A 14984-nucleotide genomic window follows, 5' to 3' on the forward strand; every position below is an offset into this window, starting at 1 on the left:
TCATAGCCCCATTCAAAAAGCAGGAGTCATTCAATGGCCCATATCAGTGTTGAGCGTGCCCACAGCCTGGGCAAGGAAGCGGCCCGCGAGAAAGCCGACAAACTGGCGCAGAAACTCTCCGATCAATATGGCCTGGAGCCGCAGTGGTCGGGCGATGTCCTGAACCTCAAGCGTTCGGGCGTGAAGGGCGCGGTGCATGTGGCCGAGGATTCGATCCGGGTCGACGTGGAACTGGGTCTGATGATGTCGGCCATGAGTGGCATGATCAAAGCCGAGATCGAAAAGGCGCTGGATAAAGCGCTGGTCTGACGCATTTTTTGTAGAGCCCCGAATCCCTGTGGGAGCGGGCTTGCCCGCGATGGCGGTAGGTCAGGCAACTAAAATGCCGGATGTGCCACCCTCATCGCGGCAAGCCCGCTCCCACAGGAATAGTGTTTGCCCTGCCGAGCTTTTATGTCAGTTGTTAGGGTGCCGTTTCTAATTTTTCTCCCTACTTTGTGCCTGAGCCCGACACTCGTCAGGGCAGTTCCTCAAACCTTCTGCGCGTGAGGTGCACCATGGCCAAAGTCATTTTGAAGAAAAAAATCGACGCTTCGACTTCCGCTCTGAGCGACGTCAAATCCTATGCCCGCAAGATCTGGCTGGCAGGCCTGGGTGCCTACACCAAGGTCGGTCAGGAGGGCAGCGAGTACTTTCAGGAGTTGATCAAGGCTGGTCAAACTGTTGAAAAGAAAGGCAAAAAAGCCGTAACCGAAAAACTCGAAGCGGCCAACGCCGAGATCGATGAAGCCAAGAGCGAAGTCAGCTCTTTCAAAGGCCGGGTCGAAGTTCAGCTCGACAAGGTCGAGAAGGCGTTCGACACGCGTGTCGCCAGTGCCTTGAATCGTATCGGCATTCCGTCTAAACATGACGTTGAGGCACTCTCTGCTAAGCTCGATGAGCTGACGGCATTGCTCGAACGCGTCGCGCGTAAATCTTAAGGAGAACGGGATGGCTGGTAAAAAGAACACCGATAAAGAAGGCAGCTCGTGGATCGGAAAAGTCGAAGACTATTCCCGCAAGATCTGGCTGGCTGGTTTAGGCGTGTACTCGAAGATCGACACTGACGGCAGCAAACTCTTCGATACATTGGTCAAAGACGGCGAGAAAGCCGAGAAGCTCACCAAGGCTGCAGTCGGCAAGAAAGTCGATGCTGCCAAGGATTCTGCAAGCTCGGCAAAATCGCGCATCAGCGGCGTGAAAGATCGCGCGCTGGGCACCTGGGATCAACTGGAAGGGGCTTTCGACAAGCGCCTGAACAGTGCGATCTCGCGCCTGGGCGTACCGAGCCGCAACGAGGTGAAGGATCTGCACAAGAAGGTCGATACCCTGACCAAGCAGATCGAAAAACTCACCGGCCTGAAAGCTCAGCCTGTCGCGGCCAAAACCGCAGCAGCCAAGCCTGCAGCCAAAACCGCTGCCAAGCCACTGGCTAAAGCCGCCAAACCGGCCGCAAAACCAGCAGCCAAAACCGCTGCCGCCAAGCCTGCTGCGAAAGCCGCGGCCAAATCGGTTGCTGCCAAGGCCGCCGCCAAGCCGGCTGCAAAACCAGCTGCCAAACCAACCGCCAAACCTGCGGCCAAGCCAGCAGCGAAAACCGCTGCCGCCAAACCTGCTGCCAAGCCTGCCGCCAAACCGGCTGCGACGAAAAAACCGGCAGTGAAAAAGCCGGCCGCGCCGAAAGCCGCTGCGCCGAAAACTGCAGCACCAAAACCGGTGACCACACCGCAAGCACTGGCAAGCACGTCGAACTCCGCCTCGGCTCCAACCCCGGCGCCAGCTCCGACTGCTGCATCGACTCCGTCGACGCCAACCAGTCAGTCCTGATTTTTCAGGGCTCAAGAAAACGCCCGGCCTGTGAAGGTCGGGCGTTTTTGTTTGTGCGGTCACTCGTGATTTTCGAGATATTGCAAAGCCATCCTCTCCGTCGCCACCTTCACCGGCGGCAACAGATGCGGCGCCACCAGCATCATGATCTGGTACACCACCAGCCGCACTTCCCCTTCGCGATCGAGAATTCGCTGATAGTCCAGCGAAAACAGCAACGTCATGGTGATCTGCTCCACCAGTTGCCCCAGCGCCTGAGTGTCGCTGACCAACTGCCCCGACGCTTTCAACCGTGCGAGCAATGACGCCAGCGTGCGCTTGAGCACGTTGAGAAACTGGCGAATGCCCTTGGCCAGTTTCGGCAGGCGTCCGGCCAGGTTCGACAGGTCCTGGAACAGAAAGCGGTACTGCGCCAGCCGTTCGACGATCAGGTGCAGGAACAGCCAGTAATCCTCCGGCGCCAGTTCGACATCGGCGGGTGGGTCGAGCAGCGGGGCGAGGTCGTTCTGGAAGCGCTCGAACAGTCCGAGAATCAGCGGTTCCTTGCCGTGGAAGTGGTAGTAGAGGTTGCCGGGGCTGATCCCCATTTCATTGGCAACCTCCATGGTGGAGACGTTCGGCTCGCCCTTTTCATTGAACAACTGCAGGGCACATTCGAGGATCCGTTCGCTTGTTTTCATCCAGTCTTCTTAAAAGGGCTTGAGTCAGTCAGCGCACACGCACATAGGTGCCGGGTGCCGCTTCCATCGGTGGATAATTGGCGTTGCCGAGGGTCATCTGGGTTTCGCGCAGGGTGCCGGAGCGCTGCTGCACCCACTCCAGCCATTGCGGCCACCAGCTGCCGTCGACTTTCTTGGCGTCGTAGTACCAGGCACGCGGATCGCTGCTGAGCTTTCCGTTCTCGACGTAATTGGCTTTCGGGTTGCCCGGCGGGTTGAGGATGCTCTGCACGTGTCCGCTGTTGGACAGCACGAAGCGCCGCTCCCCACCCAGCAACAGCGTCGAGCGATACACCGCGTCCCACGGCGTGATGTGGTCGTTCATGCCGGCCACGCTGAAGGTGTCGACCGTGACTTTTTGCAGATCGATCGGCGTGCCGCACACTTCCAGGCCACCCGGATGGGTCAACGGGTTGTGTTTGAAGAAGTCCAGAATGTCGCCGTGAAATGCGGCGGGCAGGCGAGTGCTGTCGTTGTTCCAGTAGAGGATGTCGAACGCCGGCGGCTCCTTGCCCAGCAGGTAGTTGTTGACGAAGTAACTCCAGATCAAATCGTTGGGGCGCATCCAGGCGAACACCTTGGCCATGTCGCGACCGTCCAGCACACCTTTCTGATAGGAGCGCCGCTTGGCCGCTTCGAGCGTTTGCTCATCGGCGAACAGGGTGGCCGGGGTGTTCATTTCACTGTCGAGCAGGCTTACCAGATAGGTGGCGCTGGAGACCCGCCGCAACTGCCGCTTGGCCTGCAGATGCCCTTGCAGCGCGGCGATGGTCAGCCCGCCGGCGCAGGCGCCCACCAGGTTGACCTCGCGAGCGCCGGTGATCGCCCGGCAGATGTTCATGGCTTCTTCCACGGCTTCGACATAGGTCGACAGGCCCCATTCGCGATGCCGCACATCCGGGTTGCGCCAGCTGATCATGAAGGTCTGCAAGCCGTTCTTCAGGGCGAACTGGACGAAGCTGTTGCTCGGGCTGAGGTCGAAAATGTAGTACTTGTTGATTTGCGGCGGCACCACCAGCAGCGGTTTCGAATACTGTTTTTCGCTCATCGGCCGGTACTGGATCAGCTCGAGCATTTCGTTGCGAAACACCACCGAACCGGTGGTGGTGGCGACGGTCTTGCCGACTTCGAAAGCCTGTTTGGTCACCTGGCGTGGCAGGCCGTCGTTGTGCAGCAGATCATCAATCAGATGGCTGAGACCGCGCACCAGACTGTGGCCGCCGGAGTTGAACAGTTCTTTCACAGCCAGCGGATTGAGCAGGGTGTTGGAGGGCGCCACAGCGTCGTTGAGCAGGGTGAAGGCGAAGTGCGCGCGGGCGCGGTCGTCGTCGCTCATGCTGCTCTCGTCGATCCAGCTCTTGACCTGTTTCTGCCAGGCCAGATAAGCCTGAAGGCTGCGCCGATAGAACGGGTTCAGGCTCCACGCCGGATCGGCGAAGCGACTGTCCTGCGGGTTGGTCGGGTGCAGGGTTTCGCCGAGCAGCACGCGTCCGAGCGCGCCTCCCAGCTTCAAGGCATGTTTTGCACTGTGGATCGGATTGCGCAGACCGTGGGCAGCAACGCTGCGCAAGGTCGAGATCAGGTCCCGGCCGCGCAGACCGGTCATGGCACTCTGTGCATTGATGAACACGGCGGGGCTGGGCACGACGCCCGTCGCTGGTTTGTCACGCATGACTCAACACTCCTTCGTCTTCAGGCCAAAAACAAACACACCGAACCAGAACACCATAGACGCTGTTGCGGGTTGTTGCCTGCGCGGCTCCCTGCCACGCACCTGCCCGGAAGCGCTGCAAAACGCTGTCCAGAAATCCGTGCCGGGACGGTTATCCGCCCAGCGGTGTCGGGTGCGGATGCATCACCGCACGCTGACGTTCCTCCTGGAGGAATTTCATGATGATCGGCGCCACCGCCTCGGCCCGGGTAATCAGGAACAGATGCCCGTCGTCGATGATGTGCAGCTGCGCGTTGGGGATTCGCCAGGCGAGCATGCGCATGTTGATCAGCGGGATCAGCGGGTCGTCATCACCGGCCAGCACCAGCGTCGGCTGGTGGATCTTGTGCAGCCAGTGAATGCTGGTCCAGCCCAGGCCCGCGAACAGTTGCCAGTAGTAGCCGAGCTTGCCCGCCGAACGCACCTTGGCCGCATGGCTGGCGGCGAGTGTCGGGTCGCGGCGGAACGAGCCGCCGTAGATCATCGGGGCGATGCGGATCACATGGGACGGCTGGATGTAGCGCCGTGGGCTGGCCATCATCCACAGCACTTTCGGCTTGCCCGGCACCATCACCGCACCGGCGGCAGTCGCCGCCAGCACCAGCTTCTTGCAGCGCTCGGGATAGTCGTAGGCGAACTGCTGCGCCAGCGCGCCACCCCAGGACACGCCGATCACGTTGACCTGTCCGTAGTCGAGATAATCGAGCATCCGTGCGGTGAGTTTCGCCAGTCCCGGAAAGCGATACGGTCGGCTCGGCGTCGAGGAACCACCGACACCGGGTACGTCGAAGGCGATCACTTCCAGGTCCGGATCCAGCGCCGCGACAAAAGGAAACACCAGCTCCAGGTTGGCGCCGATGCCGTTGAAAATCAGCAAGGGCGTCAAGTGAGGCTTGCCGGGGCGGACCGCCGTGCGGATGGTCTGGCCATCCAGCTCGACGGTTCGAAAGATGAACGGATGCGGCATGCTTCAGGGCCCTGTGGGTGAAATCTCTATCTCATCTTTAACTGTGGGAGCGAGCTTGCTCGCGAAAGCGGCGGATCAGTCGACTTCAATGTTGAATGTCAGTCCGCCTTCGTCGGAACGCCGCCCGGAGCAAGCTCGCTCCCACAGATGTCGGTTACCGCTCGTGTACGTAAGTGCCCGGTGAAGCTTCGCCTGCCGGATACGCCTTGTTGCCCAGCTTGGTCGGCGCCTTTTTCAGCTCGCCCGAACGCGCGGCCTGCCACGCTTGCCAGTACAGCCACCAGGAGTCGGCGTGTTTGGTCGAGTTTTCCTGCCAGTCATCGGCATTGGCGGTCATTTCATCGCTGGTCATGTAGCGCGATTTCGGGTTGCCCGGCGGGTTCAGAATGCTCTGGATATGCCCGCTGCTGGACAGCACGAATTCCACCTTGCCGCCAAACAGCTGCGCCGACTTGTAGCAGGACTTCCACGGGGTGATGTGGTCGTTGGTGCCGGCCAGCGAGAAGATGTCGGCGGTCACCTGCTTGAGGTCGATCGGCGTGCCGCACACTTCCAGTGCATTGGGGCGGATCAGTGGGTTGTTTTTGAACATCTCGATCAGGTCGCCGTGGAACGCGGCCGGCAACCGGGTGGTGTCGTTGTTCCAGAACAGGATGTCGAACACCGGCGGCTCGTTGCCGAGCAGGTAGTTGTTGACCCAGTAGTTCCAGATCAGATCATTCGGGCGCATCCAGGCGAAGACCTTGGCCATGTCTTTGCCTTCGAGCACGCCGGCCTGATAGGAATGACGCTTGGCCATTTCCAGCGTCTGCTCGTCGACAAACAGGGCAACGTCGCTGTCCAGAGTCGTGTCGAGCACGCTGACCAGCAGGGTCAGGGCGTTGACCTTGTTCTCGCCGATTGCCGCATAGTGACCGAGCAGGGCGGTGCAGGTGATGCCGCCGGAGCAGGCGCCGAGCATGTTGACGTCCTTGCTGCCGGTGATCGCGGTAACCACGTCGACCGCTTCCTTCAGGGCTTCGATGTAGGTCGAGAGGCCCCACTCGCGCTGTTCCTTGGTCGGGTTGCGCCAGCTGACGATGAAGGTCTGCACATTGTTGCGCAGGCAGAAGCGCGCCAGGCTCTTGTCCGGGCTCAGGTCGAATACATAGAACTTGTTGATCTGCGGCGGTACCACCAGCAGCGGGCGCTCGTGTACTTGCTCGGTGATCGGCTTGTACTGGATCAGCTCCAGCACGTCGTTGCGAAATACCACCGAGCCTTCGGTCACGCCCAGGCTCTTGCCGACCTCGAACGCGCCCATGTTGACCTGGCTCGGCATGCCGCCGTTGTGCACCAGATCCTTGGCCAGATGTGAGAGGCCATCAAGCAGGCTCTTGCCGCCGGTCTCGAAGAAGCGCTTGACCGCCGCCGGGTTGGCCATGCTGTTGGTCGGCGCCATGGCTTCGGTCATCAGGTTGATCACGAAGTGGCCGCGCGCGATGTCCTTGGGCGAGAGGCTGCTGTCGTCGATCCAGGCATGGAGTTCCTTGCGCCATGCCAGATAAGTTTGCATATAACGTTTGTACAGCGGGTTCTGACTCCACGCCGGGTCGACAAAGCGACGGTCATCGCCAGCCGGTTGCAGTTCTGATTTGCCGAACAGCACGTTCTTCAGTTCGAGGCCGAACCGGGTGACGTGCGTGACGCTATGGATCGGTTGTTTGATGGCCTGGGTCAGCACCATTCGAGCAGAGGCCAGCAGATCCTTTCCGCGAAGCCCAACGACAGGATTCAGCCCCAGGGTGTTCTCCGAGGCCTGGTACTTCAAATCATCGTTATTCTTGTTACTCATCTACGACGCTCCATTGTCCTGAGACGAGTACCCGGTTTTCTGCTGTGCAGTTCCACAGCCAATGCCAGGTACTACTGCTCGGGTGACCGTTGATTCTGCATAGCTGCTTTACAGTCGTAGAGCACTGCAGGGAACTTGCCAGTTCCATTGGTTACCCGAGATTGATTTTTTTCGCAAGCAGCCGATCCCGGGCCGCTTTAGCGGAGCATTCAAACAGATGAATCTAGAAAATGCCCTCTAAACAGTCCGAGGCGCGGACTAGAGCATCAGCTTGACGACGGACTCGTCCGGGTCTCGGGTTTTGCCGGCGGCTTTGAGCTCGGCCAGATAATCCGCCCAGAGTGCGTCATGACGTCGCCCCAGCTCGTACAGATAATCCCAGGTGAACAGACCGCTGTCGTGACCGTCGTCGAAGGTCAGTTTCAGTGCGTACTGACCGGCCGGTTCTACCTTGGTCAGGCCGACGTTCAGCTTGCCGAATTGCAGGATCGGTTTGCCGTGGCCCTGGACCTCGGCGGAGGGGGAATGCACGCGCAGGAACTCGGCGGGCAGGGTGTATTCCTCGCCGGACGCGTATTTGAGCGACAGGGTTTTCGAGGCTTTGTGCAGTTTGATGTCGGTGGGGAGTTGGGTCATGGGCTGGCGTCCGAAGTGTGGGCGACCCTTGAGCAAGTGTGGGAGCGAGCTTGCTCGCGAAAGCGGTGTGTCAGACAACATTGATATCGACTGACACGGCCTCTTCGCGAGCAAGCCCGCTCCCACAGGGTCCGCTACCGCTGTAAGTATGGCTTACAGGATATAACGGGACAGGTCTTCGTTCTGCGCCAATTCACCCAGGTGGCTGTTGACGTACTCGGCGTCGATCTGGATCGCCTTGTCGTCGTGGGCGCTGGCCAGATCGCCGGCGCTGAAGGACACCTCTTCCAGCAGACGCTCGAGCAGCGTGTGTAGGCGACGGGCACCGATGTTCTCGGTTTTCTCGTTGACCTGCCAGGCGATCTCCGCAAGACGCTTGATGCCTTCCGGCTGGAACTGGATGTTCAGGCCTTCGGTTTTCAGCAGCGCGCAGTATTGCTCGGTGAGGGAGGCGTGCGGTTCGCTGAGAATGCGTTCGAAGTCTTCCGGGCTCAGGGCCTTGAGCTCGACGCGGATCGGCAGACGACCTTGCAACTCCGGCACCAGATCGCTCGGCTTGCTCAGGTGGAACGCACCGGAGGCGATGAACAGGATGTGGTCGGTCTTGACCATGCCCAGCTTGGTGTTGACGGTGCAGCCTTCGATCAGCGGCAGCAGGTCGCGCTGCACGCCTTCGCGGGACACATCGGCGCCGCCGACATTGCCGCGCTTGGCGACCTTGTCGATCTCGTCGATGAACACGATGCCGTGCTGCTCGACGGCTTCCAGGGCCTTGGCCTTCAACTCTTCTTCGTTGACCAGGCGGCCGGCTTCTTCATCGCGTACCAGCTTCAGCGCTTCCTTGACCTTGAGCTTGCGGGCCTTCTTCTTGCCCTTGCCCATGTTGGCGAACAGGTTCTGCAACTGGTTGGTCATTTCTTCCATGCCCGGAGGCGTGGCGATTTCGATGCCGGCCATTTCGGCGACTTCGATCTCGATTTCCTTGTCGTCCAGCTGACCTTCGCGCAGGCGCTTGCGGAACAGTTGGCGAGTATTGGAATCCTGGGTCGGCGCTTCTTCGTTGCCGAAGCCCATGCGTGCCGGTGGCAGCAGGGCGTCGAGGATGCGGTCCTCGGCGGCGTCTTCGGCACGGTGGCGAACGCGGGTCATTTCCTGCTCGCGCAGCATCTTGATCGCGGCATCGGCCAGGTCTCGGATGATCGATTCGACGTCACGGCCGACGTAGCCGACTTCGGTGAACTTGGTCGCTTCGACCTTGATGAACGGCGCGTTGGCCAGTTTGGCCAGGCGACGGGCGATCTCGGTTTTACCGACACCGGTCGGGCCGATCATCAGGATGTTCTTCGGGGTCACTTCAACGCGCAGCTCTTCTGGGAGCTGCATGCGGCGCCAGCGGTTGCGCAGGGCAATCGCGACGGCGCGCTTGGCATCGTCCTGGCCGATGATGTGGCGGTTGAGTTCGTGGACGATTTCGCGGGGAGTCATGGACATAATAATTGACGGTCCTCAAGCAAAAACAAGCCGTGGCACAGGGCCGCGTCAGGCTTGGTCAGCGAGATCCTGCTCCTCAATGGTCTGGGTGTGGTTGGTGAATACACAGATGTCGCCGGCGATGCCGAGAGCGGTCTCGACGATTTCGCGGGCCGACAGGTCGGTCTTCTTCAGCAGGGCGCTGGCGGCGGCTTGCGCATAGGCGCCACCGGAACCCATGGCGATCAGGCCGTCTTCGGGTTCGACCACGTCACCGTTGCCGGTGATGATCAGGGAGGCGTCCTTGTTGGCGACCGCGAGCATCGCTTCGAGGCGGCTCAGGGAACGGTCGGTGCGCCACTCTTTGGCGAGTTCGACGGCGGCGCGGATCAGGTGGCCCTGATGTTTCTCGAGCTGGCCTTCGAAACGTTCGAACAGGGTAAAGGCGTCGGCGGTGGCACCGGCGAAACCGGCGATGACCTGGCCGTGGTACAGGCGACGAACTTTCTTCGCGTTGCCTTTCATCACGGTGTTGCCGAGAGAAACCTGGCCGTCGCCGCCCATGACGACTTTGCCGTGGCGGCGGACTGAAACGATGGTGGTCAAGGGAAGAGTCTCCACACTGCGGGGCGAAAATGCCTTATGCCCATTCATATGGGGGTGGTGGAGAGGATTTCAACTGCGGGGTGGGAGAGGGGACGAGCGGTGGTTTGCAAGTGATCGCTCCCACGCAGAGCTACATGATCGTTCCCACGCTCCGCGTGGGAATGCCTCAATGGACGCTCCGCGTCCCCGCGGCAAGGGACGCGGAGCGTCCCGGGATGCATTCCCACGCGGAGCGCGGGAACGATCGGTGGGGAGGTATCAGCGGCTCTGGCGTTGTTGTAACAACAGGTTGCTGAAGCCCGCGCCCGCCAGTTGTTTCTGTGCGGTGGTCAACTGTTCGCGGTTGCTGAACGGGCCGACCAGTACGCGATACCAGGTTTCATCCTTGACCGTCCCGGACTCAACCGCCACCGCTTGGCCGAGCAGAATGATCTGCGCGCGCACCTTGTCGGCATCCGTCTCCTTGCGGAACGAGCCGGCCTGCAGGAAGAACTTGGTCACTGGTGCAGCCTTGGTCACCGGTGGCGCTGGCGGGGGGGTGATCCCGGCCAGTGCAGCCTGTGCCCGTGCGGTGTCGATCTTCGCCGCTTCCGCCGGGGTCACCGGCGTGGTCGGGATCGCCGGCACCTGTGGCGTCGGCAGGGTTTTCTCCGGCACGGCATCAGGCGGCACGATCACTTCCGATTCCGGCAGCAGGGTGTAGAAGTCGTACTTCGGCTTCACCGGTTGCGTCGGGCTCGGCGGGGTCTTGTTAGCCTCGGCGATCTTGGAGGCTTTCTGTTGCTGCTGTTGCTCGACCTTCTCGCGCTTGACCGTGTCGCTGCCCTTGCCCGGCTCCAGTTTCATCAGAAACACGATGAACGCGCCGACCGTCAGGCCGATGGCCATCCACAGCCAGCCCGGAATCGGCTGCTTCGCTGGAGCTTGGTAACGGCTGGCGCCACGCTTGGGTGCAGGTTTTTTCTTGGCAGCCAACTTACATGCGCTCCAGGGTTTCCAGGCCGAGCAGTTCCAGGCCTTGCTTGAGGGTACGGCCGGTCAGCGCGGCAAGGCGCAGACGGCTTTGCATTTGTGCCGGGGTGTCGGCGGCGAGGATCGGGCAGTTCTCGTAGAAGCTGGAGAACAGACCGGCAACGTCGTACAGGTAGGTGCAGAGGGTGTGTGGCGTGCCCTTTTCCGCAACGTTGTTCAGTACTTCACCGAACTGCGCCAGTTTGGCCGCCAGTTCCTGTTCGTGCGCCGCTTCGAGAACGATCTGGCCGTCGACTTCGCTGAAGTCCTTGCCCAGTTTGCGGAACACACCGGCCACGCGAGTGTAGGCGTACAGCAGATATGGCGCGGTGTTGCCTTCGAAATTGAGCATCAGGTCGAAGTTGAAGCTGTAGTCGCTGGTGCGGTGCTTCGACAGGTCGGCGTATTTCACCGCGCCGATGCCGACCACTTTGGCGATGGCGCGCAGTTCGTCTTCGGCCAGTGTCGGGTTCTTTTCCTTCACCAGGCTGTAGGCACGTTCCTGCGCTTCGGTCAGCAGGTCGATCAGCTTTACGGTGCCGCCATCACGGGTCTTGAACGGACGGCCGTCGGCGCCGTTCATGGTGCCGAAGCCCATGTGCTCCATTTCCATCGGATGGGTCACGAAACCGGCCTTGCGCGCCACGGCGAACACTTGCTGGAAGTGCAGGGCCTGACGCTGGTCGACGAAGTACAGCGCACGGTCGGCCTTCAGCTTGCCGCTGCGGTAGCGCACGGCCGCCAGGTCGGTGGTGGCGTACAGGTAACCGCCGTCGGCCTTGACGATGATCACCGGCAGCGGCTCGCCTTCGGCGTTCTTGAATTCGTCGAGGAACACGCACTGGGCGCCGTTGCTTTCAACCAGCATGCCGGCGGCTTTCAGGTCGTTGACCACATTGATCAGGTCGTCGTTGTAAGCGCTTTCGCCCATCACGTCGGCCATGGTCAGTTTGACGTTGAGCAGTTCGTAGATCTTCTGGCAGTGCGACAGCGAGATGTCCTTGAACTTGGTCCACAGCGCCAGGCATTCGGCATCGCCGGCCTGCAGCTTGACCACCAGGCCACGGGCGCGGTCGGCGAATTCCGGGGATTCGTCGAAGCGCTGCTTGGCGGCGCGGTAGAAGTTTTCCAGGTCCGACAGCTCGTCGCTGGTGATCGGGTTTTCCTGCAGGTACGCCATCAGCATGCCGAACTGGGTGCCCCAGTCGCCGACGTGGTTCTGACGGATCACGGTGTCGCCGAGGAATTCGAGTACTCGCGCCACGCCGTCGCCGATGATGGTCGAGCGCAGGTGGCCGACGTGCATCTCTTTGGCCAGGTTCGGTGCCGACAGGTCGACCACGGTGCGTTGCGCCGGGCCGGCCTTGCGCACGCCAACGTGATCGTCAGCCAGTGCAGCGTCAAGGCGCGAGGCCAGTGCTTGGGTGTTCTGGAAGAAGTTGATGAAGCCTGGGCCGGCGATTTCGGCTTTGGTGACGTTTTCGTCAGCCGGCAGCGCGGCGATGATTTTCTCCGCCAGATCGCGTGGCTTCATGCCCGCAGGCTTGGCCAGCATCATCGCGATGTTGCTGGCGAAGTCGCCGTGGGTCTTGTCCCGGGCGTTTTCCACCTGGATCGCCGGCGTCAGGCCTTCAGGCAACACACCTTCGTTGACGAGTTGGGTGAGGGCTTGTTGGATCAGCTGGCGAATGGTGTCTTTCATGGTCTTCTCTTTCGACCGCAAGCGCGGCGGCGCATCGATGCGCGGGTGGAAAAACTGGGCATTATCCGTTGCGAAGACGGGCTTGCCAACCTTAGCAGGCAGGATGTGGATGTGTGGTGACAAATAGACTGCTTTCGCGAGCAGGCTCGCCCCCACCCTGGAATACATTTCCCTGTGGGAGCGAGCTTGCTCGCGAAGGTGAGCGTCAGATCAATACAAATCGACGGGATCGACATCCAGCGACCAGCGCACCGCCCGGCCGCTTGGCATCTGCTCCAGCACCAGCAACCAGCTCGCCAGCAATCGGTGCAGGGGCGCCCGGGCCGTGGCCTGCAACAGTAGCTGCGCGCGGAAGCGCCCGGCGCGGCGTTCCATCGGTGCCGGCACGGGCCCCAGCAACTCGATTCCGCTCAGGTTCTGTTCGGCCAGCAAACGCTCGGCCTCGCTGCACGCTTCATCAAGAAAACCTTCGGCCTGCCCCGGCTTGTGCGCTTCGGCGCGCAACAGTGCCAGATGTGCAAATGGCGGCAGGCCGGCGGCGCGGCGTTCGCTCAGGGCCTGCTCGGCGAAGGCGAAGTAACCCTGCTCGGTCAGTTGCACCAATAAAGGATGGTCGGCCAGATGCGTCTGGATGATCACCTTGCCCGGTTCTTCCGCCCGCCCGGCGCGACCGGCAACCTGCACGATCAGTTGCGCCATGCGCTCGCTGGCGCGGAAGTCGCCGGAGAACAGCCCGCCGTCGGCATCGAGGATCGACACCAGCGTCACTCGAGGGAAGTGGTGCCCCTTGGCCAACATCTGGGTGCCGACCAGAATGCACGGCTGGCCTTTTTGGATCGTGGCGAACAACTGATTCATCGCGTCTTTGCGCGACGTGCTGTCTCGGTCGACGCGCAGCACAGGATAGTCCGGGAACAGAATTGCCAGCCGTTCTTCGGCCCGCTCGGTGCCGGCGCCCACGGGCCGCAGATCGACCTTGTTGCACTTCGGGCATTGGCGCGGCACGCGTTCCACATAACCGCAGTGGTGGCAGCGCAATTCGCCGTAGCGCTGGTGCACGGTCATTCGCGCATCGCAGCGCTGGCATTCGGACATCCAGCCGCAGTCGTGGCACAGCAGGGTAGGGGCAAAACCCCGGCGGTTGAGGAACACCAATACCTGCTGGCCGGCGGCGAGGGTCTGGCCGATGGCTTGCTGCATCGGCCCGGAAATGCCGCTGTCCAGTGGACGACTTTTCACATCCAGGCGCAGGAAACGCGGCTGCTTGGCACCACCCGCCCGCTCGTTCAGGCGTAGGAGTCCGTAGCGACCGGTGTAGGCGTTGTGCAGACTTTCCAGGGATGGCGTCGCGGAGCCGAGCACGATCGGGATGTTTTCCTGCCGCGCGCGCACCAGCGCCAGATCCCGCGCGTGGTAGCGCAGGCCTTCCTGCTGTTTATAGGAGCCGTCGTGTTCTTCGTCGATGATGATCAGCCCCGGATTCTTCATTGGGGTGAACAGCGCCGAGCGGGTGCCGATAATAATGTCGGCCTCGCCGTCACGGGCGGCGAGCCACGCGTCCAGACGATCACGGTCGTTGACCGCCGAGTGCAGCAGGGCGATCCGGGCGTTGAAGCGTTTTTCGAAACGGGCGAGGGTCTGCGGGCCGAGGTTGATCTCCGGGATCAGCACCAGCGCCTGCTTGCCGGCCTCGAGGGTTTCGCGGATCAACTGCAAATAGACTTCGGTTTTGCCACTGCCGGTGACCCCGGCCAGCAGGAACGCGTGATAACTGTCGAACCCGGCGCGGATCGCCTCGTAGGCAGCGCGCTGTTCGCTGTTGAGCGGCAGCTCGGGCTGGGCCAGCCAGTGTTCATGGCGCGCGCCGGGGGCGTGGCGGCGCACTTCGACTTGCACCAGGTCCTTGGCCAGCAGCAGATCGAGGCTGTCCTTGCTCAGCATCAGTTTGCTCAACAACTGATGGGCGACGCCGTGGGGATGCTGGGCCAGCGTCGCCAGGGCTTCGCGCTGGCGTGGGGCGCGGGCGATGCGCGGGTCATCGAGGCTGGCGCCGGGGGCTGCGGACCAGAAGCGTTCCTGCCGGGCCTCGGCCAGTTCGCCCTGGCGCAACAGCACCGGCAACGCCCAGCTCAGGGTGTCGCCGAGGCTGTGCTGATAATACTGGGCCGTCCACAGGCACAGTTTGAACAGCGCCGGCGGCAGCGGTGCGGTGGCATCGAGCAGCGCCAGCGCCGGTTTGAGCTTCTCCACCGGCACTTCACTGGTGTCAGTGACTTCCACCAGAATCCCGATCATCTCCCGTCGGCCGAACGGCACCCGCAGGCGCATGCCCGGTTGCAACTGCGAACGCAGCACGCCGGCCGGGGCCCGATAGTCGAACAGGCGGCGCAGGGGCGAAGGCAGGGCGAGGCGCAGAATGGCGTCGGGCACGCGGGGGATTCTCGATAGCAACGATAAAAAAG

At 61.6% G+C, this 14984-nt stretch carries 13 protein-coding genes; 3 read left to right on the forward strand and 10 right to left on the reverse strand.

Features of this window, described 5'->3' with window-relative positions; genetic code table 11:
• Positions 1-33: 33 nt before the first annotated feature.
• The 3 genes from CAF63_RS08420 (at position 34) to CAF63_RS08430 (ending at position 1866) form a co-directional block, all read left to right on the forward strand.
• A complete protein-coding gene (locus tag CAF63_RS08420) occupies positions 34-309 on the forward strand; it encodes a polyhydroxyalkanoic acid system family protein (protein ID WP_007952417.1) in 276 nt (91 codons plus the stop codon).
• Positions 310-557: 248 nt separating this feature from the next.
• Positions 558-980 (forward strand): phasin family protein, encoded by a 423-nt coding sequence (locus CAF63_RS08425; protein ID WP_007952416.1) that lies wholly within the window; start codon positions 558-560, stop codon positions 978-980.
• 10 nt (positions 981-990) lie between these two features.
• Positions 991-1866: a phasin family protein gene (locus CAF63_RS08430; RefSeq protein ID WP_085683996.1), complete on the forward strand. Its 876-nt coding sequence runs from the start codon at positions 991-993 to the stop codon at positions 1864-1866.
• 59 nt (positions 1867-1925) lie between these two features.
• On the opposite strand, the gene CAF63_RS08435 is transcribed toward CAF63_RS08430, so the two are convergent.
• From CAF63_RS08435 to CAF63_RS08485, 10 genes are all read right to left on the reverse strand, one after another.
• The gene (locus CAF63_RS08435; protein ID WP_085683995.1) at positions 1926-2546 is read right to left on the reverse strand and encodes a TetR/AcrR family transcriptional regulator; all 621 of its coding nucleotides are present in this window, start codon (positions 2544-2546) and stop codon (positions 1926-1928) included.
• 28 nt (positions 2547-2574) lie between these two features.
• On the reverse strand, positions 2575-4257 hold the full coding sequence (gene phaC / locus CAF63_RS08440) for a class II poly(R)-hydroxyalkanoic acid synthase (RefSeq protein ID WP_085683994.1): 1683 nt from the start codon (positions 4255-4257) through the stop codon (positions 2575-2577).
• Positions 4258-4408: 151 nt separating this feature from the next.
• Positions 4409-5263: a poly(3-hydroxyalkanoate) depolymerase gene (gene phaZ / locus CAF63_RS08445; protein WP_007952412.1), complete on the reverse strand. Its 855-nt coding sequence runs from the start codon at positions 5261-5263 to the stop codon at positions 4409-4411.
• 154 nt (positions 5264-5417) lie between these two features.
• Complete coding sequence (gene phaC, locus CAF63_RS08450; RefSeq protein WP_085683993.1) at positions 5418-7097, reverse strand: class II poly(R)-hydroxyalkanoic acid synthase; 1680 nt, start codon at positions 7095-7097, stop codon at positions 5418-5420.
• Between the two features lie 258 nt (positions 7098-7355).
• The gene (locus CAF63_RS08455; protein WP_085683992.1) at positions 7356-7733 is read right to left on the reverse strand and encodes a gamma-butyrobetaine hydroxylase-like domain-containing protein; all 378 of its coding nucleotides are present in this window, start codon (positions 7731-7733) and stop codon (positions 7356-7358) included.
• 153 nt (positions 7734-7886) lie between these two features.
• Entirely contained in the window at positions 7887-9224 is a 1338-nt protein-coding gene (gene hslU, locus CAF63_RS08460; protein ID WP_085683991.1) for an ATP-dependent protease ATPase subunit HslU, read from the reverse strand.
• 48 nt (positions 9225-9272) lie between these two features.
• Positions 9273-9809 carry an ATP-dependent protease subunit HslV gene (gene hslV / locus CAF63_RS08465; protein ID WP_085683990.1) on the reverse strand — a complete coding sequence of 179 codons (537 nt, stop codon included), beginning with the start codon at positions 9807-9809 and terminating at the stop codon, positions 9273-9275.
• A gap of 258 nt (positions 9810-10067) precedes the next feature.
• Complete coding sequence (locus tag CAF63_RS08475) at positions 10068-10784, reverse strand: SPOR domain-containing protein (RefSeq protein ID WP_039772438.1); 717 nt, start codon at positions 10782-10784, stop codon at positions 10068-10070.
• Between the two features lies 1 nt (position 10785).
• Positions 10786-12522, reverse strand: a complete 1737-nt coding sequence (argS, locus tag CAF63_RS08480; protein WP_085683988.1) for an arginine--tRNA ligase — start codon at positions 12520-12522, stop codon at positions 10786-10788.
• Positions 12523-12732: 210 nt separating this feature from the next.
• A complete protein-coding gene (locus CAF63_RS08485) occupies positions 12733-14952 on the reverse strand; it encodes a primosomal protein N' (RefSeq protein WP_085683987.1) in 2220 nt (739 codons plus the stop codon).
• Positions 14953-14984: the final 32 nt, after the last annotated feature.

Origin of the sequence: Pseudomonas sp. B20(2017), from assembly GCF_002113125.1 — a bacterium.
Taxonomy (GTDB): Bacteria; Pseudomonadota; Gammaproteobacteria; order Pseudomonadales; family Pseudomonadaceae; genus Aquipseudomonas.